Here is a 22,064-nt window from a genome sequence, read left to right as displayed (position 1 = left end):
TCAGGCAATGACGCCCAGCTGTTTACCGATGCGGGTAAAGGCTTCCACCGCACGTTCAATTTGTTCAGGCGTATGCGCCGCAGACATCTGGGTGCGGATACGCGCCTGACCTTTTGGCACCACCGGGAAGAAGAACCCGGTGACATAAATCCCTTCTTTCTGCAGTTCGCGGGCAAATTGCTGCGCCACGACCGCATCGCCCAGCATCACCGGAATGATCGCATGATCGGCACCGGCCAGGGTGAACCCTGCTGCGCTCATTTTTTCACGGAACAGACGGGCGTTAGACCACAGACGGTCGCGCAGCCCGGCACCGGACTCCACCATCTCCAGCACTTTGATAGAAGCGGCAACAATCGCTGGCGCCAGGGAGTTGGAGAACAGATACGGACGGGAGCGCTGACGCAGCCACTCAACCACCTCTTTGCGCGCAGCGGTATAGCCGCCGGATGCGCCGCCGAGCGCTTTGCCCAGCGTACCGGTGATGATGTCCACGCGGCCCATGACGTCGCAGTATTCGTGGGAGCCCCGGCCGTTTTCGCCGACAAAGCCCACCGCGTGAGAGTCATCGACCATCACCAGCGCGTCATATTTATCTGCCAGGTCACATACGCCCTTCAGGTTGGCGATCACGCCGTCCATGGAGAACACGCCGTCGGTGGCGATCAGCACATGTCGAGCGCCCGCTTCACGGGCCTCTTTCAGGCGCGCTTCCAGCTCAACCATGTCGTTGTTGGCGTAGCGGAAACGCTTCGCTTTGCACAGGCGCACGCCGTCAATGATGGAAGCATGGTTCAGGGCGTCGGAGATAATGGCATCTTCTGCGCCGAGCAGGGTCTCAAACAGGCCGCCGTTGGCGTCAAAGCAGGAGGAGTACAGAATCGCATCTTCCATTCCGAGGAAGGTTGCCAGCTTTTGCTCAAGCTGCTTGTGGCTGTCCTGGGTTCCGCAGATAAAGCGTACGGAGGCCATGCCGAAGCCGTGGGTATCCATGCCGTTTTTGGCAGCGGCAATCAGCTCAGGGTGATTCGCAAGACCTAAGTAGTTGTTCGCACAAAAGTTGATCACATGGCTGCCGTCGGCAACGGTGATGTCCGCCTGCTGGGCAGACGTGATAATACGCTCTTCCTTGAACAACCCTTCCGCACGTGCGGTCTCGAGGTCGCTGTTTAACTGTTTGTAAAAATCACCACGCATTGCAATTCTCCAGACTCGGCAAATTTCGGGACATATTACCCAAACCTATAGTTCATGACGAGATGACACGTCATCTCTTGTCGTTTTTGCAGCATAAATCACGTGTACCCTTGCGCTATGTCGGTGAATGGCTGAAGGGCAGCCATACTAATGATATGATAGAAACATTAGCGTCCGGGATTGTCCCCGGGCTCCACACTTCAAAGGTTACAGTTATGATCATCGTTACCGGCGGCGCAGGCTTTATCGGCAGCAATATTGTTAAGGCTCTCAATGACAAAGGCATCACCGACATCCTGGTGGTTGACAACCTGAAAGACGGCACCAAGTTCGTTAACCTGGTGGATCTGAACATCGCTGACTACATGGATAAAGAAGACTTCCTTATCCAGATTATGGCAGGTGAAGAGTTCGGCGAGATCGAAGCCATCTTCCACGAAGGTGCCTGCTCGTCCACTACCGAGTGGGACGGCAAGTACATGATGGACAATAACTATCAGTACTCCAAAGAGATCCTGCATTACTGCCTGGAGCGTGAAATTCCGTTCCTGTATGCCTCTTCTGCTGCCACCTACGGCGGGCGCACCTCGGACTTCATCGAGTCCCGCGAATATGAGCAGCCGCTGAACGTCTACGGTTACTCCAAGTTCCTGTTCGACGAATACGTACGTCAGGTACTGCCAGAAGCGAACTCGCAGATCGTCGGTTTCCGCTACTTCAACGTCTACGGACCGCGCGAAGGCCACAAAGGCAGCATGGCGAGCGTAGCGTTCCACCTGAACACCCAACTGAATAACGGTGAAAGTCCAAAACTGTTCGAAGGCAGCGACGGCTTTAAGCGTGACTTCGTCTACGTGGGTGACGTGGCGGCCGTAAACCTGTGGTTCTGGGAAAACGGCGTTTCAGGCATCTTCAACCTCGGTACCGGCCGCGCAGAGTCCTTCCAGGCGGTGGCTGACGCCACGCTGGCGTACCATAAAAAAGGCAGCATCGAGTACATTCCGTTCCCTGATAAGCTGAAAGGCCGTTACCAGGCGTTCACGCAGGCCGATCTGACTAACCTGCGCGCCGCAGGTTATGACAAGCCGTTCAAGACCGTTGCCGAAGGCGTAACGGAATATATGGCCTGGCTGAACCGCGACGCGTAAGTATGAGAATTCTGGTGATCGGCCCGTCATGGGTGGGCGACATGATGATGTCGCAAAGTCTCTATCGCACGCTCAAGGCGCGTTATCCCCAGGCGATAATCGACGTGATGGCACCCGCGTGGTGCCGTCCGCTGTTATCGCGTATGCCGGAAGTGAATGAAGCGATCCCGATGCCGCTCGGCCACGGGGCGCTGGAGATTGGCGAGCGCCGCAAGCTCGGCCATAGCCTGCGCGAAAAGCGGTACGATCGTGCGTATGTCCTGCCCAACTCCTTTAAATCCGCGCTGGTGCCCTTCTTTGCGGGCATCCCGCATCGCACCGGCTGGCGCGGCGAAATGCGCTACGGTCTGCTGAACGATGCGCGGGTGCTGGATAAAGCGGCCTGGCCATTAATGGTGGAGCGCTACGTGGCGCTGGCCTATGACAAAGGCGTGATGCGCAGTGCGAAAGACCTGCCGCAGCCGCTGCTCTGGCCCCAGCTTCAGGTTAACGACGGTGAAAAATCCCAGACCTGCAGCGCGTTTGGCCTTTCGTCTGAACGTCCGATGATTGGCTTCTGCCCTGGCGCCGAGTTCGGTCCGGCAAAACGCTGGCCGCACTACCACTATGCGGAGCTGGCGAAACAGCTGATCGACGAAGGCTACCAGATTGTCCTGTTCGGTTCGGCAAAAGACCACGAGGCGGGCAACGAAATTCTCGCCACACTCAGTAATGAACAGCAGGCCTGGTGCCGCAACCTGGCGGGAGAAACGCAGCTTGAACAGGCCGTTATTCTGATTGCCGCCTGTCACGCCGTGGTCACCAACGATTCAGGCCTGATGCACGTCGCCGCTGCACTCAACCGCCCGCTGGTCGCGCTGTATGGCCCAAGCAGCCCGGACTTCACGCCTCCGCTTTCCCATAAAGCGCGCGTCATCCGCCTGATCACCGGCTACCACAAGGTGCGCAAAGGCGATGCTGCAGAAGGCTATCATCAGAGCCTGATCGACATTACGCCAGCGCGCGTTCTCGAAGAACTCAACGCACTGCTGTTGAGCGAAGAAGGATAACGAATGCAGGTATTGATCGTTAAAACCTCCTCGATGGGTGATGTTCTGCATACGCTGCCGTCGCTGACGGACGCCATGCGGGCCATCCCCAGCATTCGTTTTGACTGGGTGGTGGAAGAAGGCTTCGCGCAGATCCCCACCTGGCATGAAGCGGTTGACCGCGTGATCCCGGTGGCGATTCGCCGCTGGCGCAAAGCGTGGTTCTCCGCGCCGATTAAAGCCGAACGCAAAGCCTTCCGCGAGGCGGTGCGGTCACAGCATTACGACGCCATCATTGACGCGCAGGGGCTGGTCAAAAGCGCCGCGCTGGTAACGCGTCTGGCACACGGCGTAAAGCACGGCATGGACTGGAACACCGCCCGCGAACCGCTGGCGAGCCTGTTTTATAACCGCCGCCACCACATCGCAAAGCAACAGCACGCGGTGGAACGTACCCGCGAGCTGTTTGCCAAAAGCCTGGGCTATGCGAAACCGGAAACCCAGGGCGACTATGCGATTTCCCGGCATTTCCTGCACACCTCACCGCAGGAAAGCGATCCTTATCTGATTTTCCTTCACGCGACAACCCGCGATGACAAGCACTGGCCGGAAGCGCACTGGCGCGAACTGATCGGCCTGCTGGCAAGCGCGGGGCTGCGTATCAAACTCCCGTGGGGCGCACCGCACGAAGAGGCACGGGCCAAACGTCTGGCAGAAGGGTTTGATTACGTGGACGTTCTGCCGCGCATGAAACTTGACGGCGTCGCTCAGGCGCTGGCAGGCGCTACGGCTGTGGTTTCTGTGGATACGGGCCTCAGCCACCTGACGGCGGCGCTGGACCGTCCTAACATCACGCTTTACGGCCCAACGGACCCGGGCCTGATCGGCGGTTATGGAAAAAATCAGTATATCTGCCGCCCGGAACACTCATCGCAGTTGAGCGATCTCAGCGCCGCTGCGGTATTTGCGCAATTAGAGCCTTTGCTGGCAGCAGAGAGAGCCTATGTCTGATTTTTTCTCAGCGGAGCGCCCGCCAAAGCGCGTGCTGATTATTAAGCTGCGTCACCACGGTGACGTTCTGCTTACCTCGCCGGTGTTTACCGTGCTGAAAAAGAACTGGCCGAACGTGGAAGTCGATGCGCTGGTTTATGACGATACCCAGGCGATGCTGACCAGCCATCCGCATATCGACCAGGTGCATACTATTGGGCGCAACTGGCGCAAGAAGGGTTGGTTTGAACAATTCCGCCTCTACCGCGCCCTGCTGAATACCCTGAAAGGCCGTCAGTATGACGTGCTGATTAATCTGACCGAACACTGGCACGGCGCGCGTCTGGCGCGTCGCCTGAAACCGCGTGTCTCCGTCGGCTTTAAGCCGGATAAACGCGGGGGCCTGGCACGTCGTCGCTGGGTGAAATCGTTCACCACGCTCTACCCGGCCATTCAGGACAACAGCCGCCATATGGTGGAAGTCAATCTGGATGCCCTGCGCCGAATCGGTATTCATCCGCAGTCCGACGAAGACAAGCATACGCTTTTTGTGCCTGGTGACGCGGCAGAAGCCTCTGTGGCCGAAAAACTGGCCGGGTTTGGGCTCACGAGTAAATCCTACATTCTGGTTCACCCGACCTCGCGCTGGATGTTTAAGGCCTGGGATATCAAAAAACTGGCAGCGACCATTGATAACCTGGCGGCGCGCGGCCTGCCGATCGTCCTCTCCGCCGCACCGTCAAAAGAAGAGAAGGCCTACATGGATGAGCTGCGCGCAGCCCTCACCCAGCCGGTCTTTGATTTAAGCGGTCAGTTGAACCTGAAAGAGCTGGGTGCGCTGATGAAGCACGCCCGGGTGTACTTTGGTGTGGACTCCATGCCGATGCACCTTGCAAGCGCCGTCGGTACGCCGACCGTTGCTATCTTTGGCCCTACCGGCGCCATCAAATGGGCACCGTGGGGGGTAAATTATCGTGTGATTGTGGCCGGGTTTACCTGCCAGCCGTGCGGCAAAGCGGGCTGCGGAGACAGCGGTGTCTCAGACTGCATTACGGCCATTACCCCACAGCAGGTGCTGAGCGCCATTGATACGATGCTTCTGGAAACGGAAACCCCTGCATGAAGCTGGCCATTGTTCGACAGACCTACAACCCCAACGGTGGCGCAGAGCGTTTTGTCTCACGTGCGCTGAACGTGCTGGCGCAGGATACCTCCCTTGATGTCACGCTGATTGCTCGCCAGTGGGAGGATGCCGCAGGCTGGAAAACGTTGACGGTCAATCCGCCGTTTCGCAATCGCATCGCGCGTGAATCCGGTTTTGCCGTCGAAGCCGCCGCGCATTTTACGCAGTTTGATATTGTGCAAAGCCACGAACGCATACCGGGCGCCACCATCTTCCGGGCGGGCGACGGTGTTCACGCCACCTGGCTTGAGCAATATGGTCGTATTCTGTCGCCACTGGCGCGTTGGGCGCAGTCTCTGAGCCGTTATCACCGCTACATTCTGCAGGCCGAGGCGCAGATGTTTACCCATCCGCAGCTGCGCAAGGTGATCTGTAATTCGAAGATGGTTCGCGATGATATCGCCCGTCGTTTCGGACTGTCGGAAGACAAGCTGACGGTGATCTACAACGGCGTAGACACCGTTCAGTTTAGTCCTGAGGTCCGCGCCCTTTCGCAGCGTGATGCACTGGGTATTCCCCATAACGCACCGGTACTGGCGTATGTTGGGTCAGGCTTCAGCCGCAAAGGCGTCGCCACCGCGCTGCGCGCTATTGTGGCGCATCCTGACGTCTGGCTGCTGATTGCCGGCCGCGATAAACATGCGCGGAAGTTCGAAAAGCTGGCGCAGGCGCTGGGGATTTCCTCTCGAGTGAAGTTCCTGGGTCCCGTAGCCAACGTGCGTGAAGTGTATGGCACGGCTGATGCCCTTATCCTGCCGACGCTCTACGATCCCTTCCCGAACGTCTGCGTGGAAGCCCTGGCCTGTGGTTTGCCACTGCTCACCAGCCACGGTTGTGGCGCGGCGGAGTGGATAACCGAGGGTCAAAACGGCTGGGTACGCGATGCGCTGGACAGCGAAGGTTACCAGCAGGCCATCTCGCTGTGGCTAAAAGGCCGTGAACAGGGTGTCGATTACGCCGCTGCCGCGCGTGCGACTGCGGAGCCTTTCACCCTGGACAGAATGGCCCGAGAGCTACAAACGCTTTATCGCGATTTGCTGAGCTGAGCGGCATCGGAGAAGACCTTCTCCATCGCATCCAGCATACATTCGCGGGTAAAGTGCGTGCTCAGGTAGTCATACCCCTGTTGCGCGAGCGTCTCGCGAAGGGCTGAGTCGGCATAGAGTTTCATTATGGCATCGCGCAGTGCGTTTTCGTCGCGCTGGGCGACCAACAATCCCGTCTGCCCGTTAATCACCGCATCCCCCGTTCCACCGGCATCCGTCGCAATGGTGGCAATACGGGTGGCTAACGATTGCAGTACGCCCTGCGGCACACCTTCCATGTCATGCGAAGGACTCAGCGCAATATCAAAGGCCGGAAACCAGCGTTCCGGATCGGGTTGATGTCCCGCCATGACCACGCGCTGCTGTAATCCCAGCGCGGCGATTTCCTGTTCCAGCGTCGCCTTGTGCGGGCCCTCACCCACAATCGCCAGCTTGATGTGTGGAATGTCGATTTTCGCCAGGGCGCGCAGCAGTACGCTATGGCCTTTGTTCGGGCGCAAATGCGATACCACGCCCAGCCAGAAATCGTCCTGCGACAAACCACAATGAACCCGGGCCTGGTGCTTATCTCCCGGATGGAAACGCTGCGTATCGACACCGCTTGGCACCGACGTACTCTGAGACATCGGCACGCCAATATTTGCCACCTGATGGCGCAGCGCCTCCCCGGTAGTCACGATGTGCGCGCAGGCGGTGCGGAACAGCCAGCGTGTCGTCCAGTTGTTACGCGGAACGCCGGACGCATGACGGGTTCTCACCAGTGGTACGGGGTTGGAGAGCGTCAGATTCGCCAGCGCCACCAGCCAGGTATCGGCAGAGTTATGGCTATTGATGACGTCAATCGACTGACGGTTATCCTTCAGCCAGCGACGCAGCAGCTGCAGGTTTTTAAGGTTCTTACGCTTCAACGGCATCGTGACCACCGTCAGACCGGCACTGCGTGCCAGCGCGTGGAGCGGCGCAGTTTCCGGACAAAGGAGAGTCACCTGATGGCCACGCTGAATCATCCCAAGCGATTCGTTGATAATGCGCAGAGGCTGCCCGCCTTTGCCGCCGTCTGCTTCAGTGTGAACAATGTGCATATATTTCCTGTCGTTTAGCTGAAACCGCTGTCCAGGCCGCCGATTATATACGTGGGTATTACGATAATGCACAGGCGGATTAATCTTGCTTACAAACATTGTCCTTCTGTAGTTATGGCTTATGTGGTAATTTTCTCAGGCTTTTATTCCACTCAAAATCAGTGGAATCTGCGTATGGCATTGTTAACTAACCGGTATTAACGCCGAGATCCTTTACCAGTACCAAAATTATGACAAATACTCGTAACATCCTGACAGGTCTTTTAGTGCTGTCTGTACTGGCTTTATGTTTTATCTGGCCAATCCCAAACGATCAGCTACCTTTTCATCGTAATGGACTGATTTATCCTAATATTGTGGTGGCGCTCGGTCTTTTCTTTAGCTCCTCAGTGGCGAGAAAAGCGCTGGACTTAAACAAAATTAAGTTCGTGCTTATTGTGCTCTGGGCATTGACCTTCTTTATCCTGATTAACGGCTTTTTTGTCGCGCCAGATATTAAAGAAATGGTGTCGACCTGGGATGGTCAGTGGCTACGTCCGGTATTACTTTTCTGTGCGGGTCTGGTGTTATTACCGGTGATTCAGGAGCGCTTCCCCTCTTTATCGGCAGCCCGTTTCTTTACTCTCGTCGTCCTTTTTTTCTGGGGCGTCGTCTGTATCCACCTCCTTGATACCGTCTGGCTTTACTGGCGAGACGGCGTGATCCACTGGGGCGAAACGCGGATTGTTTATAACCGCACGCGCATGAGCTTCCAGGTCAATATGATCACCGGTTTCCTGCTCGCTGAACTGCTTGCACGCGGCCTGCTTCATCAGCGTTTCTTACGCCTGAAGACACCGTTCCTCGCCTTTATGCTGCTGTGTAACCTTGTCTGCACGGCATTAGTCGATACCCGCTGGGGAACGATCGGCCTGGTTGGCAGCCTGTTCTCCACCTTCATTCTGCTCAGCCTGCACAGCATGCGTCGCAGCCGGGTGTTGCTCACAGGCGGCATTCTTTTGGGCATTACTATCGCTTCTGCGCTTCTGGGCTATGCCTCCTGGAAAACCGATCCGCGCTGGCAAAGTCTGGAAGATGATGCCGTAACCGGCTGGAACGCGCCTTTCACCAGTTTTTGCTATAACAAAACCAACGGAACAGTACCGACTAACGATCTCGGTCGTCCAATGAACCACTCCAACGGCTGTCGCGCGAGTTTCTTCCATCAGGGCTGGAAACTGGTGGGTGAACATCCTGCAGGAATGGGACCTCGCAAAGAGGCCTTCCGTTATGTGCTGCGTCGCGACACGCAGGACAATCGCATTGATATTCCACACAGCCACTACGGCCTGATTGAGTTTGGTATCCAGAACGGGGTCGTGGGCATTGCAGGCTGGCTGATTCTGCTGGCAGGCTGCTGGTACATCGGCTGGCGCGAGTTCCGCCATGGCAATATGATGGCAGGCATGTTCCTGCTGCTGTTTACGGTTGGTTTCTTCTCCCGAACCATGGTTGACCATAATCTGAAAGATCACTACCTGGAACAATATATGCTGTTAACCGGGTTACTTGTGGGAATGTGCGCGTTACGACCCGCTAAACGGACAGAAACAACCTCCTGATCGCGTATATTGCGCCGATGATAACAGGCATCGGCGCAACGTTACCCATCAGAACTCTTTTGCCTGCCGGCTGTCGAAAAGCCATTGCACATTGCTGTATCGCTCGTTAGCCGCATCTCACCGCGTTAAATTACGGAGTAAGCATGTCTGGAACGCCTCAATTAAGCCTCGTTGTCGCCGTCTATAATGGCGAGAATTTCCTGAGCGCTTTTTTTGACAGCATAAAGAAACAGAATCTGCCCAGCCTGGAACTTGTTATCGTTAATGACGGCTCAACTGACGGCTCCGCAGATATCATCGCCCGCTACGCCAGTGAATTCAGTCATTTTAACGTCATCGACCAGCCTAATGGGGGTGTCTCTGCGGCCCGTAATACCGGTCTGGCCGTGGCTACGGGCGAGTACGTCGCGTTCCCGGATATTGATGACGTTATCTATCCGGGTATGTATCCGCGCCTGCTGGAGATTGCACTCGCCGGGCAGTTGGACGTCGCGACCTGCAACGGTACCTACATTTATGATGACGGACGCCCGTCGAAGAAGATTTTCCCTTCAGATAAACTTGCGTCAACCGGCGTGCTGGACGGCCCGACCTGGCTGCAGATGGCGCTCGAATCGCGCAAGTTCCTGCACGTAACATGGCTGAATATCTATCGACACGCCTTTATCAAAGAGCAGGGCTTCAGCTTTGAACATGGTCTGCGCCATCAGGACATCCCCTGGACTACGGAAGTGCTGCTCACCGCCAGACGCGTGCAGTATATTGATGAGGTCTATTACGATTACCTGATCCATTCCGCTTCCGTTTCCCATACGCCAGGCACGGACGACACGCGCATGCGCTCTTCGCGCCATTACATGAAGATTCTGGAGATGCTGGACGCCATCAACAAACGCTATCCGGAACAGGTGAAACGCGTACCCGCCTGCCGCTGGCAAATCGCCAAAGAGGGTCTGGGGATCCTGCATAGCATTAACAACATTGACGATATGGCCAAAAAACGCGAGATCACCCGTGAGCTTTTCGATCGCGGTATCTGGACGCTGATTTGGCAAAATGCGCGCGGCTTCCGCCAACGGTGGCGTCTGGGACGTCGCTACTTCCGTCTTAAAAAACTCGTCAAATGAGTGGAGTTATGAGCAAGCTTAAACTGCATGTTGTTTCCCGCCCTGAGTTTATCGCGACGAATTTTGCCGATTTTCAGGAACTGATTGATCACAAAATCAATCCGGATGATATTCCGCATCGTTTTTACTGTGGGGGAAGAGGCGTCTGGACATTTCAGACGATGCTCAGCCTTAACTATTACTATAACGGCCAGATTGAATGTTCATGGGGCACTGAATGCCGCCCGGATGCAATTAATCTGATGCACAACGATCACTATGGTTCCCGCGTAAAACCCTGGGTCGGCGTGACCGTTGTTGCTCGTGCCGATCGTCCGCCGGTTATCGGCGCGGATTACGTCGTCGAACAAAACCCTGAAGTTGCTAACATCCCAGGGCGTATCTTTATTCCTAACTGGCCACAGCCGGGCGTAAAACCGCGTGAGCGCACCGACGAGACAATCAAAACCGTCGCATTCTTCGGCCGTGTAGACAGTTTCCCGGACCAATACCGCGAAGGAAACTTTAAGCAACGCCTTGCCGAACAAGGTATCGAGCTACGCATCTCGTTCGATAACTGGACAAACTACCAGGACGTGGATGTGTGCATCAGCTTCCGCAAATCACACGATCATAAACTGGCGCGTAAGCCTGCCAGCAAGCTCATTAACAACTGGCTGGGGAAAACGGTGATGGTCTGCGATGACGAGCCGTCTTATCGCGCGATCCGCGAAAGCGAGCTGGACTACCTCATCGCCAAAAACCCTGATGAAGCCTTCGATGCCATCATGCGTCTTAAAAATTCCCCTGAACTGTATCGTCAGATGCGCGAACAGGGTGAAAAACGCCTACAGGTCTATTCCCGCGAAGCGGTCGCCGCACGCTGGTACGCCCTGTTTGAGGATATCTGGCGTAAAGGATTGCACAATCGTCCTACGGTAGTTCGCGCACTGCGCTTTGGTTTTGGTAAAGCCATTCGCCCGCTGACTAAAAAGTTCTGATCGGAATAGAGCCCTTCCATGTTCAAAACAACGACACACTTTTCGTTCACCCCACGCAGCAATCTGTTGCGCACCCTGGGGTTGACGCTGGCATTCTTGCTGCTGTTCTCGCTCTCAGAAATCATCATTCTGCTGAAAGATCATGTCTACCAGCCGAAATCCGGTGATATCTCGCTGTATCTGATCATCTCCCTGCTTGCCGCGGCCAGTGCGCGTTTCTTCCTGACTCGCCTGCTGCTGGCCGTGACGTTTATCGTTCAGATATCGGAAGCGGTGTACTACCAGTTCTACGGTCAGTTCTATGGCCCGAGTGAAGTCTGGCTGGCGTTCGTGGAAACGAAAGACATCGCCAGTGGGATCACCGACAGCCTAGGTTCACTGGGCATCTACTTCGCCATCATGATTGTGGCGGTCGTGTTTGCGCTGGTCTTTGCGCGTCGTCTTGCGCCGCTTTGGCACAAATGGATTGCGCTGCCTTGCCTGCTTGCCATCGTCGTGATGTTTGTCGGCCAGTTCTACAAAGCGGTCGACGGGCAGATGTACAAGTTCAACCCGGACCTGCGGCACTCCCTGCTGCGTAACGGCCTGTCAGCGATGAGCTTCAGCGCCATACGCCTGATCCCGGAAGCGATGTCAGGAGAAAACCAGAATCTGACCCATTACGATCCCTACCAGGTCAAACCTGTGAAGGATACGCGTGCGGGCAAATATTCGATTATTCTGGCGATAGGTGAAAGCCTTAACCCGCACCACGTCAGCGCCCTGGGCTACGAACGCGATACCACGCCCGAGCTGAAAGCGCTGCTCCAGCAGTATCAAGGTACGGGCCGTCTGATTGTCTCCAACGCCGTATCCACCCGCGTGGCCATCCCGATGCTGGTGAATAATCTGCGCGAGCCGGATAACTACGGGGCCTATAAATCGAAATCCACCAATATCTTCGCCAACGCGAAGAAACAGGGTTATCAGACCGCCTTTATCTCCGCCCAGGGGCTGGAAGGGCTGAGCAACTGGATTGGTATCCATGATATTGATCTATGGGAAGATACTCAGATCCGCCCGGCACCGGATGTCGGCGCGGACGTTGTTCTGACGCCATCCGTTGAGAAAGCAACGCTGGACTGGAACAAACCGTTCCTGATGGTGCTCAACAGCCGTGCTCCACATATCCCGTACGAGCGTAATATCCCGCAGGGCTTCGCGAAGTTCTCTACACCGCGTCTGAGTGATGATGTGGCGCAGAAGAAAAATGAGTATGACGATGCAGTCCGCCTGTATGACAAAGAACTCGCGTCCGCGATTCGCACCGCGCTGGCAAAATCCAAACTGCCGGTGCTGGTGTTTATCACCTCCGATCACGGGGAACGCGTGGGCGATAACGGTCTGTTTGGCCACTCGGTTGTAGAAATGCCAATTGCTCAGGTACCGTTCCTCTACTTCAGCAACGATCCAGCTTACGCCATGAAGGAGATCAGCCCGCAGATGCCGCTCAACCATTATCAGGTGGCAACGCTCATCAACAAGATGCTGGGCTACGACGTCAGTAATCCAAATCAAAAAGATGACAGCTTCTTTATCACTGGCGGTGACATTCGCGGCCTTTCGGAGCGCGTAACCTACCATCTGAACGCCCTCCCCGAAGCGGAGCGCTAAACGGTGAGACAAGAAACGGGCAAGAAATTGCCCGTTTTTTTTCAGGCGAATGAGCGTAACGCAGGCAAATGGGTGTCTTAAAACACCAAAGAGATAGCTTTAGACGGCTCAAATGCTTAGAATTTGCCCGCCGAAACTAAAAAAACGGATAATCGCTTGGAATTGTTGTATACCGCTCTGCTCTACATCATTCAGCCACTGGTGTGGCTGAGACTGTTGCTTCGTAGCCGTAAAGCGCCTGCGTATCGTAAACGCTGGGCTGAACGCTATGGCTTCTGCCGCAATAAAGTCGCGCCGGACGGTATTTTGCTGCATTCCGTTTCTGTCGGTGAAACGCTGGCGGCAATCCCGCTGGTTCGCGCCCTGCGTCACCGCTACCCGTCGCTGCCGATCACCGTCACGACGATGACGCCAACCGGCTCGGAGCGCGCGTTATCCGCTTTTGGCAAAGACGTTCATCACGTCTATCTCCCTTACGACCTGCCCTGCGCCATGAATCGTTTCCTGAATACCGTTCGCCCGAAGCTGGTGATTGTGATGGAAACCGAACTGTGGCCGAACATGATTTCCGCCCTGCATGCCCGTAAAATCCCGCTGGTGATTGCCAACGCGCGCCTGTCAGAGCGATCGGCGAAAGGTTACGGCAAGCTGGGTAAATTTATGCGCCGCTTGCTGAGCAAAATCACGCTGATCGCCGCGCAGAATGAAGAAGATGCGGCACGCTTTGTCTCTCTGGGCCTCAAACGCAACCAGCTTGCAGTGACGGGTAGCCTGAAATTTGATATTTCGGTTACCCCGGAACTCGCCGCCCGCGCGATCACGCTGCGTCGCCAGTGGGCGCCACGTCGTCAGGTCTGGATTGCAACCAGTACCCATGACGGTGAAGAAGAGATTATCCTGCAGGCGCACCGTAAGCTGCTGGAAAGCTTCCCTGATTTACTGCTGATCCTCGTGCCCCGCCATCCGGAACGTTTTAAAGATGCCCGTGAAATGGTGCAGAAAGGCGGTTTCAGCTTCACGCTGCGCAGCAGCGGGGAGATCCCGTCTGGCAGCACCCAGGTGGTGATTGGCGATACGATGGGCGAGCTGATGCTGCTGTACGGCATTGCTGACCTCGCGTTTGTCGGCGGCAGCCTGGTGGAGCGCGGCGGTCATAACCCGCTCGAGCCGGCCGCCCACGCGATTCCGGTGCTGATGGGGCCACATACGTTTAACTTCAAAGATATCTGCGCGAAATTACAGCAGGCCGATGGTTTAATTACCGTGACCGATGCGGATTCGGTAGTCAAAGAGGTATCGACCCTTCTGACTGATGAAGATTATCGCCTGTGGTACGGGCGTCATGCCGTTGAAGTGCTGCATCAGAACCAGGGCGCCCTGACCCGTCTGCTGCAACTTCTGCAACCTTACCTGCCCCAGCGGAGCCACTAATGTCAACGCGTCTGTCGGTCGTGATGATCGCCAAAAACGCCGCCGACCTGCTTCCGGACTGCCTGGCATCAGTTGCCTGGGCTGACGAGATAGTCATTCTTGACTCCGGAAGTACGGACAGCACGGTGGACGTTGCCCGGGCAGCGGGTGCAAAGGTGTTTACCGACGTTGACTGGCAAGGCTATGGCATCCAGCGCCAGCGCGCGCAGGGGTTTGCCACCGGTGATTATGTCCTGATGCTCGATACTGACGAACGTATTACGCCAGAACTTCAGCAGGCCATTCAGGCGGTGCTTTCCTCGCCTCAGCCTGGTGCTGTATACAGCATTGCCCGCCGCAACTATTTCCTTGGCCGATTTATGCGCCACAGCGGCTGGTATCCAGACCGCGTGACGCGCCTTTACGAGCGCGAGCGCTATCAGTACAACGACAATCTGGTGCATGAATCTCTGGCCTGCGACAACGCCCGGATCATCCCCCTGACGGGCGATTTGCTGCACCTGACCTGCCGTGATTTCGCAAGCTTTCAGCGTAAACAGCTCAACTATGCCACCGCATGGGCGCAGGAGCGTCACCAGCGCGGCAAGAAGGCCTCGCTGACGGGTATCTTCACCCACACGCTGGGCGCGTTCCTGAAAACGCTCCTGCTGCGTGGTGGCGTCCTGGACGGCAAGCAGGGCTGGTTACTCGCGGTAGTGAATGCCCAGTATACTTTCAACAAATACACCGAGCTGTGGGCGCTCTGCCGCGGCTACTCAGAGAAAACGTGAGCCATGAGCACAAAAGCGATTTATCCGGGTACCTTCGATCCAATCACCAACGGTCATCTTGATATCATCACCCGTGCGGCGTGCATGTTCGACAAGGTGATCCTGGCCATTGCCGCCAGCCCCAGCAAAAAGCCGATGTTTGATCTCAACGAGCGCGTACAGCTCGCCACCGATGCCATTTCGCACCTGCCGAATGTTGAGGTGGTCGGGTTTAGCGACCTGATGGCTAACTTCGCCCGCGCTCAGCAGGCGAACATTCTGATCCGCGGCTTACGCGCGGTGGCAGACTTCGAGTATGAGATGCAACTGGCGCACATGAACCGCCACCTGATGCCGGAGCTGGAGAGCGTGTTCCTGATGCCCTCCAAAGAGTGGTCGTTTATCTCGTCCACGCTGGTAAAAGAGGTGGCGCGTCATCACGGGGACGTTACCCATTTCCTGCCGGTTAACGTCCACCAGGCGTTGATGGAAAAGCTAAAGTAGCCCTATTTCTGGCACTGACGGCAGTAGAACGTGGCGCGCTGGGCGTGCTTCGTGGCAATAATGGGCGTACCGCAGACTCTGCACGGTTCGCCTTTACGGCCATACACCTGCAGCTCCTGGGCAAAATAGCCCGGCTTGCCGTCACTTTGCAGGAAGTCCTTCAGCGTTGTTCCCCCCTGTTCAATCGAGCGCAGCAATACGGCTTTAATCACGCGGACCAGCAGCTCACACTCCTGCGCCGACAGCGAAGAGGCCAGCCGATCGGGATGGATCCCGGCGGCAAACAGCGATTCGCTGGCATAGATATTCCCCACGCCGACCACCAGCTTGTTATCCATCAGCCACGGCTTAATCGGGCTTTTCTTTTTCGCGCACTTCGCTTTCAGGTATTCCGCGTTAAACGCGTCTGAGAGCGGCTCCGGGCCCAGATGCGCGAGCACGTTATGCCCTTCCAGCTCTTTCGTCCACAGCCACGCGCCAAAGCGCCGTGGGTCGGTATAACGGAGCACTTTGCCGTTACTCATCACCAGATCGACGTGGTCGTGCTTTTCCGCCGGCAGTTCTTCGGTAAGAACGCGCAGGCTCCCGGACATCCCCAGGTGGATAATGATCCAGCCGTCAGGCAGTTCCAGCAGCAGGTATTTCGCGCGACGCTGCACGCTAAGGACGGGTTGATCGCTCAGGGCGTGGATCTCATCGGACACCGGCCAGCGCAGACGACCGTTACGGACAACCGCGTGAAGAATCGTCGCGCCGACCAGATGGGGCTCAATGCCGCGACGGCTGGTTTCTACCTCAGGTAATTCAGGCATGGTTCCTCCGTTGAGATGCAGAATGCAAAAAACCCCGCAGTTGCGGGGTTTTTCGATACAAGGAGACTAAAATTATTTGATTTTAGCTTCTTTGTACAGTACGTGCTGGCGTACAACTGGATCGAATTTTTTCAGTTCCAGTTTTTCCGGCTTAGTACGTTTGTTCTTCGTGGTGGTGTAGAAGTGACCTGTACCAGCAGAAGAAACCAGCTTGATTTTCTCGCGAATACCTTTAGCCATGATTTATTTCCTCTTTAAGTACTTAGTACTTTTCGCCACGGGCACGCAGTTCGGACAGAACTGTATCGATGCCTTTCTTATCGATTACACGCATACCTTTAGCAGATACGCGCAGGGTGACAAAACGCTTCTCGCTCTCAACCCAGAAACGGTGAGAGTGCAGGTTCGGCAGGAAACGGCGTTTAGTCGCGTTCAGTGCGTGGGAACGGTTGTTACCGGTCACCGGACGCTTGCCAGTAACTTGGCAGACTCGGGACATGTCTATTCTCCAAAAATCAAATTAGCTCGAGCTTCGTATGGGGTATCGGCGCCTCGTCAGGCTTTACAGCCCGGTCATCGCATAGTTCTAAGTGAACTCTCGATTGCCAGGCCCAAATGCCAAACCCGAGATTCTCAAAGGTGGCGTAGTATACGCTGACTCGGCGGTGTGCTCAAGTCCCGAACAGACAAAGATCCCGATGGATCGCGAGAAATAGCCTAAATCCAGCCATGTTCTGCAAAAGAAATGTACTCTCCGCGGCCAATTATCAGATGGTCCAGCACACGAATGTCCATGAATTGACAGCATTTGATAATGCGCTCGGTGATTTCTTTGTCCGCTCTGCTCGGTTCTGCACAGCCAGAGGGGTGATTATGCGCGAGGATCACGCCCGCTGCATTCACTTTTATCGCTTCCCGCACAATTTCACGCGGATGCACCTCAACGTGGCTTAACGTACCGGCAAAGAGGCAGCTATGTTTCAGTACCCGGTTTCGGTTATCGACAAAGATCACCATAAAGATCTCGCGCTCGATATCGGTTAACTGGCTTTGCAGGTATTCACGCGTCATCGCTGGCGTCAGGATCGGATCGTCCTTCTCCATGCGGACATTGTAAAAACGGCGGGCAAGCTCAGCAATGGCTCTCAACTGGGCATATTTCGCCACGCCGATCCCCTCAACATGCTTAAACTGCGCCAGCTCAGCGGTCAGTAAACCGTACAGCGAACCGAAACGTGCTATCAGCTCTTTTGCCAGCGTAAATACCGTTTTGCCGGGTGTTCCGGTACGTAAAAAGAGCGCCAGCAGTTCATCATCTTTTAACAGGGTGACGTCGTAGCGCAGCAGTTTTTCACGCGGCAGCAGCTGCTCATCCTCTTCTTCCATGCTCTTTCTCCCTTTTTAACCGCATGCTGCCACAGGCCCATCCGGCGCTCGACGGCCACGTTGCGTTCTTGCGTAGCGTCTCGCAAAGTGGTCGAAGGACAAAATCACCCCGTTTTGGGGATTGTGATAAAATGCCCGCTCTCTGGTGAAACCCAACAGGAAAGAATCATGATGAGCCTGGCCGGTAAAAAAATCGTTCTTGGCGTGAGCGGCGGTATTGCTGCCTACAAAGCGCCGGAGCTGGTGCGTCGTCTGCGCGAGCGCGGGGCAGATGTGCGGGTCGCGATAACCGAAGGCGGTAAAGCCTTTATCACTCCTCTGAGCCTGCAGGCCGTTTCAGGATACCCGGTATCTGACAGCCTGCTCGATCCGGCTGCCGAAGCCGCGATGGGCCATATTGAGCTTGGGAAATGGGCAGATCTGGTTATCCTCGCCCCCGCCACTGCGGATTTAATCGCTCGGGTGGCGGCCGGTATGGCAAACGATCTGGTTTCCACCATTTGTCTGGCTACGCCTGCCCCTGTTGCCGTCGTTCCGGCCATGAACCAGCAGATGTACCGTAATGCCGCCACTCAGCACAATCTTGAGACGCTGGCCTCACGCGGCCTGCTTATCTGGGGTCCGGACAGCGGCAGCCAGGCCTGCGGCGATGTTGGCCCGGGCCGCATGCTCGATCCGCTAACGATTGTTGATATGGCCGCAGCCCACTTCTCGCCTGTCAACGATCTGCAACATCTCAACATCATGATTACCGCGGGCCCCACGCGCGAGCCGCTGGATCCGGTGCGCTACATCACCAACCATAGCTCCGGCAAAATGGGCTTTGCGATTGCCGCCGCCGCCGCGAAGCGTGGCGCGAACGTCACGCTGGTGAGCGGCCCGGTCTCTCTGCCTACCCCTGCGTTTGTGAAGCGAATTGACGTTACCACCGCGCTGGAGATGGAAGCCGCCGTGCAGGCACATGCGCAAAACCAGCAGATTTTTATCGGCTGTGCGGCCGTTGCAGACTATCGCGCCGAGACGATCGCCGAGGCTAAAATTAAAAAGCAAGGCGATGAATTAACAATAAAAATGGTGAAAAATCCGGACATTGTTGCCGGTGTCGCCGCACTAAAAAGCCACCGTCCATACGTTGTTGGGTTTGCCGCAGAAACGAATAATGTGGAAGAATATGCCCGGCAAAAACGTACCCGCAAAAACCTCGATTTGATTTGCGCGAACGACGTATCGCTGGCCACACAAGGATTTAACAGCGACAGCAACGCACTGCACCTTTTCTGGCAGGATGGAGATAAAGTCTTACCGCTTGAGCGCAAGGAACTCCTGGGCCAACATTTACTCGACGAGATCGTTACCCGTTATGATGAAAAAAATCGACGTTAAGATTCTGGACCCGCGTGTTGGCGAGCAATTTCCGCTGCCAACCTATGCCACCTCCGGCTCTGCCGGTCTTGACCTGCGCGCCTGTCTCGATGACGCCGTAGAACTGGCTCCGGGTGCCACGACCCTGGTTCCGACTGGCCTGGCGATTCACATCGCTGACCCGTCGCTGGCGGCGGTGATCTTGCCGCGTTCTGGCCTGGGTCATAAGCACGGCGTTGTGCTGGGTAACCTGGTGGGACTGATCGACTCCGACTACCAGGGCCAACTGATGGTCTCCGTCTGGAACCGTGGTCAGGACAGCTTCACCATTGAACCGGGCGAGCGTATCGCACAGATGGTCTTTGTACCGGTGGTGCAGGCAGAATTTAACCTGGTGGCAGATTTTGATGCCACCGACCGTGGCGAAGGCGGCTTCGGCCATTCCGGGCGCAAATAACTGCCCGACAGACACGTATCCCACAGCGTCATAATGCAATAACAAACCGCAAACGTCCGTTTGCGGTCGCTGTGTGGATGCCAGCCTGGCAAGTGCTTATTTTCAGGGGTATTTTGTAACATGGCAGAAAAACAAACCGCGAAAAGGAATCGTCGCGAAGAAATACTTCAATCTCTGGCTCTGATGCTTGAATCCAGCGATGGTAGTCAACGCATCACCACCGCTAAACTGGCCGCCTCCGTAGGCGTGTCTGAGGCGGCGCTGTACCGTCATTTTCCGAGCAAGACCCGGATGTTCGACAGCCTGATCGAGTTTATTGAAGACAGCCTGATCACACGCATCAACCTGATTCTGAAAGACGAAAAAGACACCACCGCGCGTCTGCGTCTGATTGTGCTGTTAATCCTGGGTTTTGGTGAACGCAATCCGGGCTTAACCCGTATCCTGACCGGCCACGCGCTGATGTTTGAACAAGACAGACTGCAGGGCCGCATTAACCAACTTTTCGAACGCATTGAAGCGCAGCTGCGCCAGGTGCTGCGCGAGAAGAAAATGCGTGAAGGTGAAGGATACAGCATTGATGAAACGCTGCTGGCGAGCCAGATTCTGGCGTTTTGTGAAGGGATGCTCTCCCGCTTTGTGCGTAGCGAGTTCAAATACCGCCCAACGGACGATTTTGACGCCCGCTGGCCGTTAGTCGCAGCACAATTACAGTAACGCCATCGCCGGATGGCGGCTTCGCCTTATCCGGCCTGCGAACGGGTAGGCCCGGTAAGCGTAGCGCCACCGGGCAATGCAATTAAACCCCAAACGCTTCGCGATACGCTTTTACCGCTGCCAGATGGTCCGCCATCTCAGGCTTCTCTTCCAGATACGCAATCAGGTCTTTCAGGGTGATAATCGACGTCACTTTGCAGTTGTAGTCGCGCTCCACTTCCTGAATGGCGGAGATTTCTCCACGACCACGCTCCTGACGATCCAGCGAAATCAACACGCCAGCCAGCGTTGCACCGTTGGCCTGGATAATCTCCATTGATTCGCGGATCGCCGTGCCTGCGGTGATCACGTCGTCGACCAGCATGACGCGGCCCTGCAGCGCGCTGCCGACCAGATTCCCGCCTTCACCGTGGGTTTTAGCCTCTTTGCGGTTAAAGCAGTACGGCACGTCGCGGTCATGGTGTTCCGCCAGCGCCACCGCGGTGGTGGTCGCAATCGGAATGCCTTTATAGGCCGGGCCAAACAGCAGGTCAAAATCAATCCCGGAATCTACCAGCGCTTCGGCATAGAAACGGCCTAACAATGCCAGATCGCGCCCGGTATTAAACAGCCCGGCGTTGAAGAAATAGGGACTTTTACGCCCGGATTTCAGCGTAAATTCGCCAAACTTAAGTACCTGCTTGTTAAGCGCAAACTCAATAAACTGGCGCTGATACGATTTCATGGATTTGCTCCTTTGGTTTTCTGTCTTACAGGCAAAAAAAAGGCGACTCATTGGTCGCCTTTAAAATCAATTTTCTAACGCCGCTTTCTGCGTCGTGACAATGGATTCGATTCCCCCTCGGGCCAATGCCAGCAGGGAGAGAAGTTCTTCGTGAGTGAACGGCTCGCCTTCTGCCGTGCCCTGCACCTCAATGATGCGACCGTCTTCGGTCATCACCACGTTCATGTCTGTCTCTGCCGCGGAATCTTCAACGTATTCCAGATCGCAAAGCGCTTCACCGTTAACGATGCCTACGGAGACCGCCGCAACCATGCCTTTCATTGGGTTGGTTTTCAGCTTACCGGCTGCAACCAGCTTGTTCAGGGCATCGGCCAGCGCTACACAGGCGCCGGTAATAGAGGCCGTACGCGTGCCACCATCGGCCTGAATTACATCGCAGTCCAGGGTAATCGTGAATTCGCCGAGGGTTTTCAGGTCAACGGCAGCGCGCAGCGCACGCGCGATCAGACGCTGAATTTCCATGGTACGACCGCCCTGCTTACCCTTTGCCGCTTCACGGGCATTACGGGTATGGGTCGCACGCGGCAGCATGCCGTATTCTGCGGTGATCCAGCCCTGACCCTGACCTTTCAGGAAGCGCGGAACGCCTTCTTCGATGGAGGCGGTGCACAGCACTTTAGTGTCACCAAACTCAACCAGCACGGAGCCTTCAGCGTGTTTTGTATAGTTACGGGTCAGGATGACGGGACGCACCTGATTGGCGCTACGACCTGATGGACGCATGATGGATTCTCCGGCTTGAAACGAATGTGGCTGCGCATTATACGGATAAAGGACGCTTATTCCTATCCTGAGAAGCCCCCGAAAGCTATAATCCCCCCATCTCT

The 22,064-nt window shown here is 55.8% G+C and carries 23 protein-coding genes; 15 read left to right on the top strand and 8 right to left on the bottom strand.

Annotation, left to right across the window (positions count from 1 at the left end; genetic code table 11):
* Entirely contained in the window at positions 1 to 1,197 is a 1,197-nt protein-coding gene (kbl, locus tag ACMGGU_RS22080; RefSeq protein ID WP_048028122.1) for a glycine C-acetyltransferase, read from the bottom strand.
* 215 nt (positions 1,198 to 1,412) lie between these two features.
* On the opposite strand from kbl, the gene rfaD reads away from it, so the two are divergent.
* Genes rfaD through ACMGGU_RS22055 form a run of 5 tightly spaced genes read left to right on the top strand, consistent with a single transcriptional unit; the run spans position 1,413 to position 6,592 of the window.
* Positions 1,413 to 2,345: an ADP-glyceromanno-heptose 6-epimerase gene (rfaD, locus tag ACMGGU_RS22075; protein WP_008502707.1), complete on the top strand. Its 933-nt coding sequence runs from the start codon at positions 1,413 to 1,415 to the stop codon at positions 2,343 to 2,345.
* Positions 2,346 to 2,347: 2 nt separating this feature from the next.
* Positions 2,348 to 3,394 (top strand): ADP-heptose--LPS heptosyltransferase RfaF, encoded by a 1,047-nt coding sequence (gene rfaF, locus ACMGGU_RS22070; protein ID WP_045907906.1) that lies wholly within the window; start codon positions 2,348 to 2,350, stop codon positions 3,392 to 3,394.
* Positions 3,395 to 3,397: 3 nt separating this feature from the next.
* Complete coding sequence (gene rfaC, locus ACMGGU_RS22065; protein ID WP_420300921.1) at positions 3,398 to 4,384, top strand: lipopolysaccharide heptosyltransferase RfaC; 987 nt, start codon at positions 3,398 to 3,400, stop codon at positions 4,382 to 4,384.
* Positions 4,377 to 5,486 (top strand): putative lipopolysaccharide heptosyltransferase III, encoded by a 1,110-nt coding sequence (gene rfaQ / locus ACMGGU_RS22060; RefSeq protein ID WP_023618272.1) that lies wholly within the window; start codon positions 4,377 to 4,379, stop codon positions 5,484 to 5,486. Before rfaC ends, rfaQ begins: the two co-directional genes overlap by 8 nt.
* Positions 5,483 to 6,592, top strand: coding sequence for a glycosyltransferase family 4 protein (locus tag ACMGGU_RS22055; RefSeq protein WP_069720511.1), 1,110 nt, complete (start codon positions 5,483 to 5,485; stop codon positions 6,590 to 6,592). The genes rfaQ and ACMGGU_RS22055 overlap by 4 nt, the downstream gene beginning before the upstream one ends.
* Here ACMGGU_RS22055 and ACMGGU_RS22050 read toward each other — a convergent pair.
* Positions 6,571 to 7,674 (bottom strand): glycosyltransferase family 4 protein, encoded by a 1,104-nt coding sequence (locus ACMGGU_RS22050; RefSeq protein WP_420300920.1) that lies wholly within the window; start codon positions 7,672 to 7,674, stop codon positions 6,571 to 6,573. The genes ACMGGU_RS22055 and ACMGGU_RS22050 overlap by 22 nt on opposite strands.
* A 230-nt stretch (positions 7,675 to 7,904) precedes the next feature.
* Here ACMGGU_RS22050 and ACMGGU_RS22045 point away from each other — a divergent pair, with 230 nt between their 5' ends.
* The 7 genes from ACMGGU_RS22045 to coaD all read left to right on the top strand — a co-directional run bounded on the left by ACMGGU_RS22045 (position 7,905) and on the right by coaD (position 15,719).
* The gene (locus tag ACMGGU_RS22045; RefSeq protein WP_069720513.1) at positions 7,905 to 9,275 is read left to right on the top strand and encodes an O-antigen ligase family protein; all 1,371 of its coding nucleotides are present in this window, start codon (positions 7,905 to 7,907) and stop codon (positions 9,273 to 9,275) included.
* A gap of 143 nt (positions 9,276 to 9,418) precedes the next feature.
* Entirely contained in the window at positions 9,419 to 10,402 is a 984-nt protein-coding gene (locus ACMGGU_RS22040) for a glycosyltransferase (RefSeq protein WP_045907911.1), read from the top strand.
* An 8-nt stretch (positions 10,403 to 10,410) separates the two neighbouring features.
* Positions 10,411 to 11,382, top strand: coding sequence for a hypothetical protein (locus ACMGGU_RS22035; RefSeq protein ID WP_045907912.1), 972 nt, complete (start codon positions 10,411 to 10,413; stop codon positions 11,380 to 11,382).
* A gap of 18 nt (positions 11,383 to 11,400) precedes the next feature.
* Positions 11,401 to 13,035 carry a sulfatase-like hydrolase/transferase gene (locus ACMGGU_RS22030; RefSeq protein WP_126534971.1) on the top strand — a complete coding sequence of 545 codons (1,635 nt, stop codon included), beginning with the start codon at positions 11,401 to 11,403 and terminating at the stop codon, positions 13,033 to 13,035.
* Between the two features lie 156 nt (positions 13,036 to 13,191).
* Positions 13,192 to 14,466 (top strand): lipid IV(A) 3-deoxy-D-manno-octulosonic acid transferase, encoded by a 1,275-nt coding sequence (gene waaA / locus ACMGGU_RS22025; protein ID WP_024906625.1) that lies wholly within the window; start codon positions 13,192 to 13,194, stop codon positions 14,464 to 14,466.
* Entirely contained in the window at positions 14,466 to 15,236 is a 771-nt protein-coding gene (locus tag ACMGGU_RS22020; RefSeq protein ID WP_262752430.1) for a glycosyltransferase family 2 protein, read from the top strand. Before waaA ends, ACMGGU_RS22020 begins: the two co-directional genes overlap by 1 nt.
* A gap of 3 nt (positions 15,237 to 15,239) precedes the next feature.
* The gene (gene coaD / locus ACMGGU_RS22015; RefSeq protein WP_024906627.1) at positions 15,240 to 15,719 is read left to right on the top strand and encodes a pantetheine-phosphate adenylyltransferase; all 480 of its coding nucleotides are present in this window, start codon (positions 15,240 to 15,242) and stop codon (positions 15,717 to 15,719) included.
* A 2-nt stretch (positions 15,720 to 15,721) separates the two neighbouring features.
* Here the strand turns inward: coaD and mutM are convergent, their stop codons facing one another.
* From mutM to radC, 4 genes are all read right to left on the bottom strand, one after another.
* The gene (mutM, locus tag ACMGGU_RS22010; RefSeq protein ID WP_032675725.1) at positions 15,722 to 16,531 is read right to left on the bottom strand and encodes a bifunctional DNA-formamidopyrimidine glycosylase/DNA-(apurinic or apyrimidinic site) lyase; all 810 of its coding nucleotides are present in this window, start codon (positions 16,529 to 16,531) and stop codon (positions 15,722 to 15,724) included.
* A gap of 72 nt (positions 16,532 to 16,603) precedes the next feature.
* Positions 16,604 to 16,771 carry a 50S ribosomal protein L33 gene (gene rpmG / locus ACMGGU_RS22005; RefSeq protein ID WP_003024094.1) on the bottom strand — a complete coding sequence of 56 codons (168 nt, stop codon included), beginning with the start codon at positions 16,769 to 16,771 and terminating at the stop codon, positions 16,604 to 16,606.
* Between the two features lie 22 nt (positions 16,772 to 16,793).
* Positions 16,794 to 17,030 carry a 50S ribosomal protein L28 gene (gene rpmB, locus ACMGGU_RS22000; protein WP_002436699.1) on the bottom strand — a complete coding sequence of 79 codons (237 nt, stop codon included), beginning with the start codon at positions 17,028 to 17,030 and terminating at the stop codon, positions 16,794 to 16,796.
* A 218-nt stretch (positions 17,031 to 17,248) separates the two neighbouring features.
* The gene (gene radC / locus ACMGGU_RS21995) at positions 17,249 to 17,917 is read right to left on the bottom strand and encodes a RadC family protein (RefSeq protein ID WP_032675724.1); all 669 of its coding nucleotides are present in this window, start codon (positions 17,915 to 17,917) and stop codon (positions 17,249 to 17,251) included.
* Between the two features lie 171 nt (positions 17,918 to 18,088).
* On the opposite strand from radC, the gene coaBC reads away from it, so the two are divergent.
* The 3 genes from coaBC to slmA all read left to right on the top strand — a co-directional run bounded on the left by coaBC (position 18,089) and on the right by slmA (position 20,453).
* Positions 18,089 to 19,300, top strand: a complete 1,212-nt coding sequence (gene coaBC / locus ACMGGU_RS21990; protein ID WP_111967689.1) for a bifunctional phosphopantothenoylcysteine decarboxylase/phosphopantothenate--cysteine ligase CoaBC — start codon at positions 18,089 to 18,091, stop codon at positions 19,298 to 19,300.
* Positions 19,278 to 19,736, top strand: a complete 459-nt coding sequence (gene dut / locus ACMGGU_RS21985) for a dUTP diphosphatase (protein ID WP_008502691.1) — start codon at positions 19,278 to 19,280, stop codon at positions 19,734 to 19,736. Before coaBC ends, dut begins: the two co-directional genes overlap by 23 nt.
* A 120-nt stretch (positions 19,737 to 19,856) precedes the next feature.
* The gene (slmA, locus tag ACMGGU_RS21980; protein WP_008502690.1) at positions 19,857 to 20,453 is read left to right on the top strand and encodes a nucleoid occlusion factor SlmA; all 597 of its coding nucleotides are present in this window, start codon (positions 19,857 to 19,859) and stop codon (positions 20,451 to 20,453) included.
* An 82-nt stretch (positions 20,454 to 20,535) separates the two neighbouring features.
* On the opposite strand, the gene pyrE is transcribed toward slmA, so the two are convergent.
* Together pyrE and rph are read right to left on the bottom strand one after the other, a co-directional pair.
* Positions 20,536 to 21,177: an orotate phosphoribosyltransferase gene (gene pyrE / locus ACMGGU_RS21975; RefSeq protein ID WP_420300919.1), complete on the bottom strand. Its 642-nt coding sequence runs from the start codon at positions 21,175 to 21,177 to the stop codon at positions 20,536 to 20,538.
* A 66-nt stretch (positions 21,178 to 21,243) separates the two neighbouring features.
* Entirely contained in the window at positions 21,244 to 21,960 is a 717-nt protein-coding gene (gene rph, locus ACMGGU_RS21970; protein WP_061096639.1) for a ribonuclease PH, read from the bottom strand.
* Positions 21,961 to 22,064: the final 104 nt, after the last annotated feature.

It is taken from the genome of Enterobacter sp. BNK-8 (genome assembly GCF_048685095.1).
GTDB classification, from domain to species: Bacteria; Pseudomonadota; Gammaproteobacteria; order Enterobacterales; family Enterobacteriaceae; genus Enterobacter; species Enterobacter quasiroggenkampii.
This window is presented reverse-complemented; position numbering and strand designations above follow the sequence as displayed.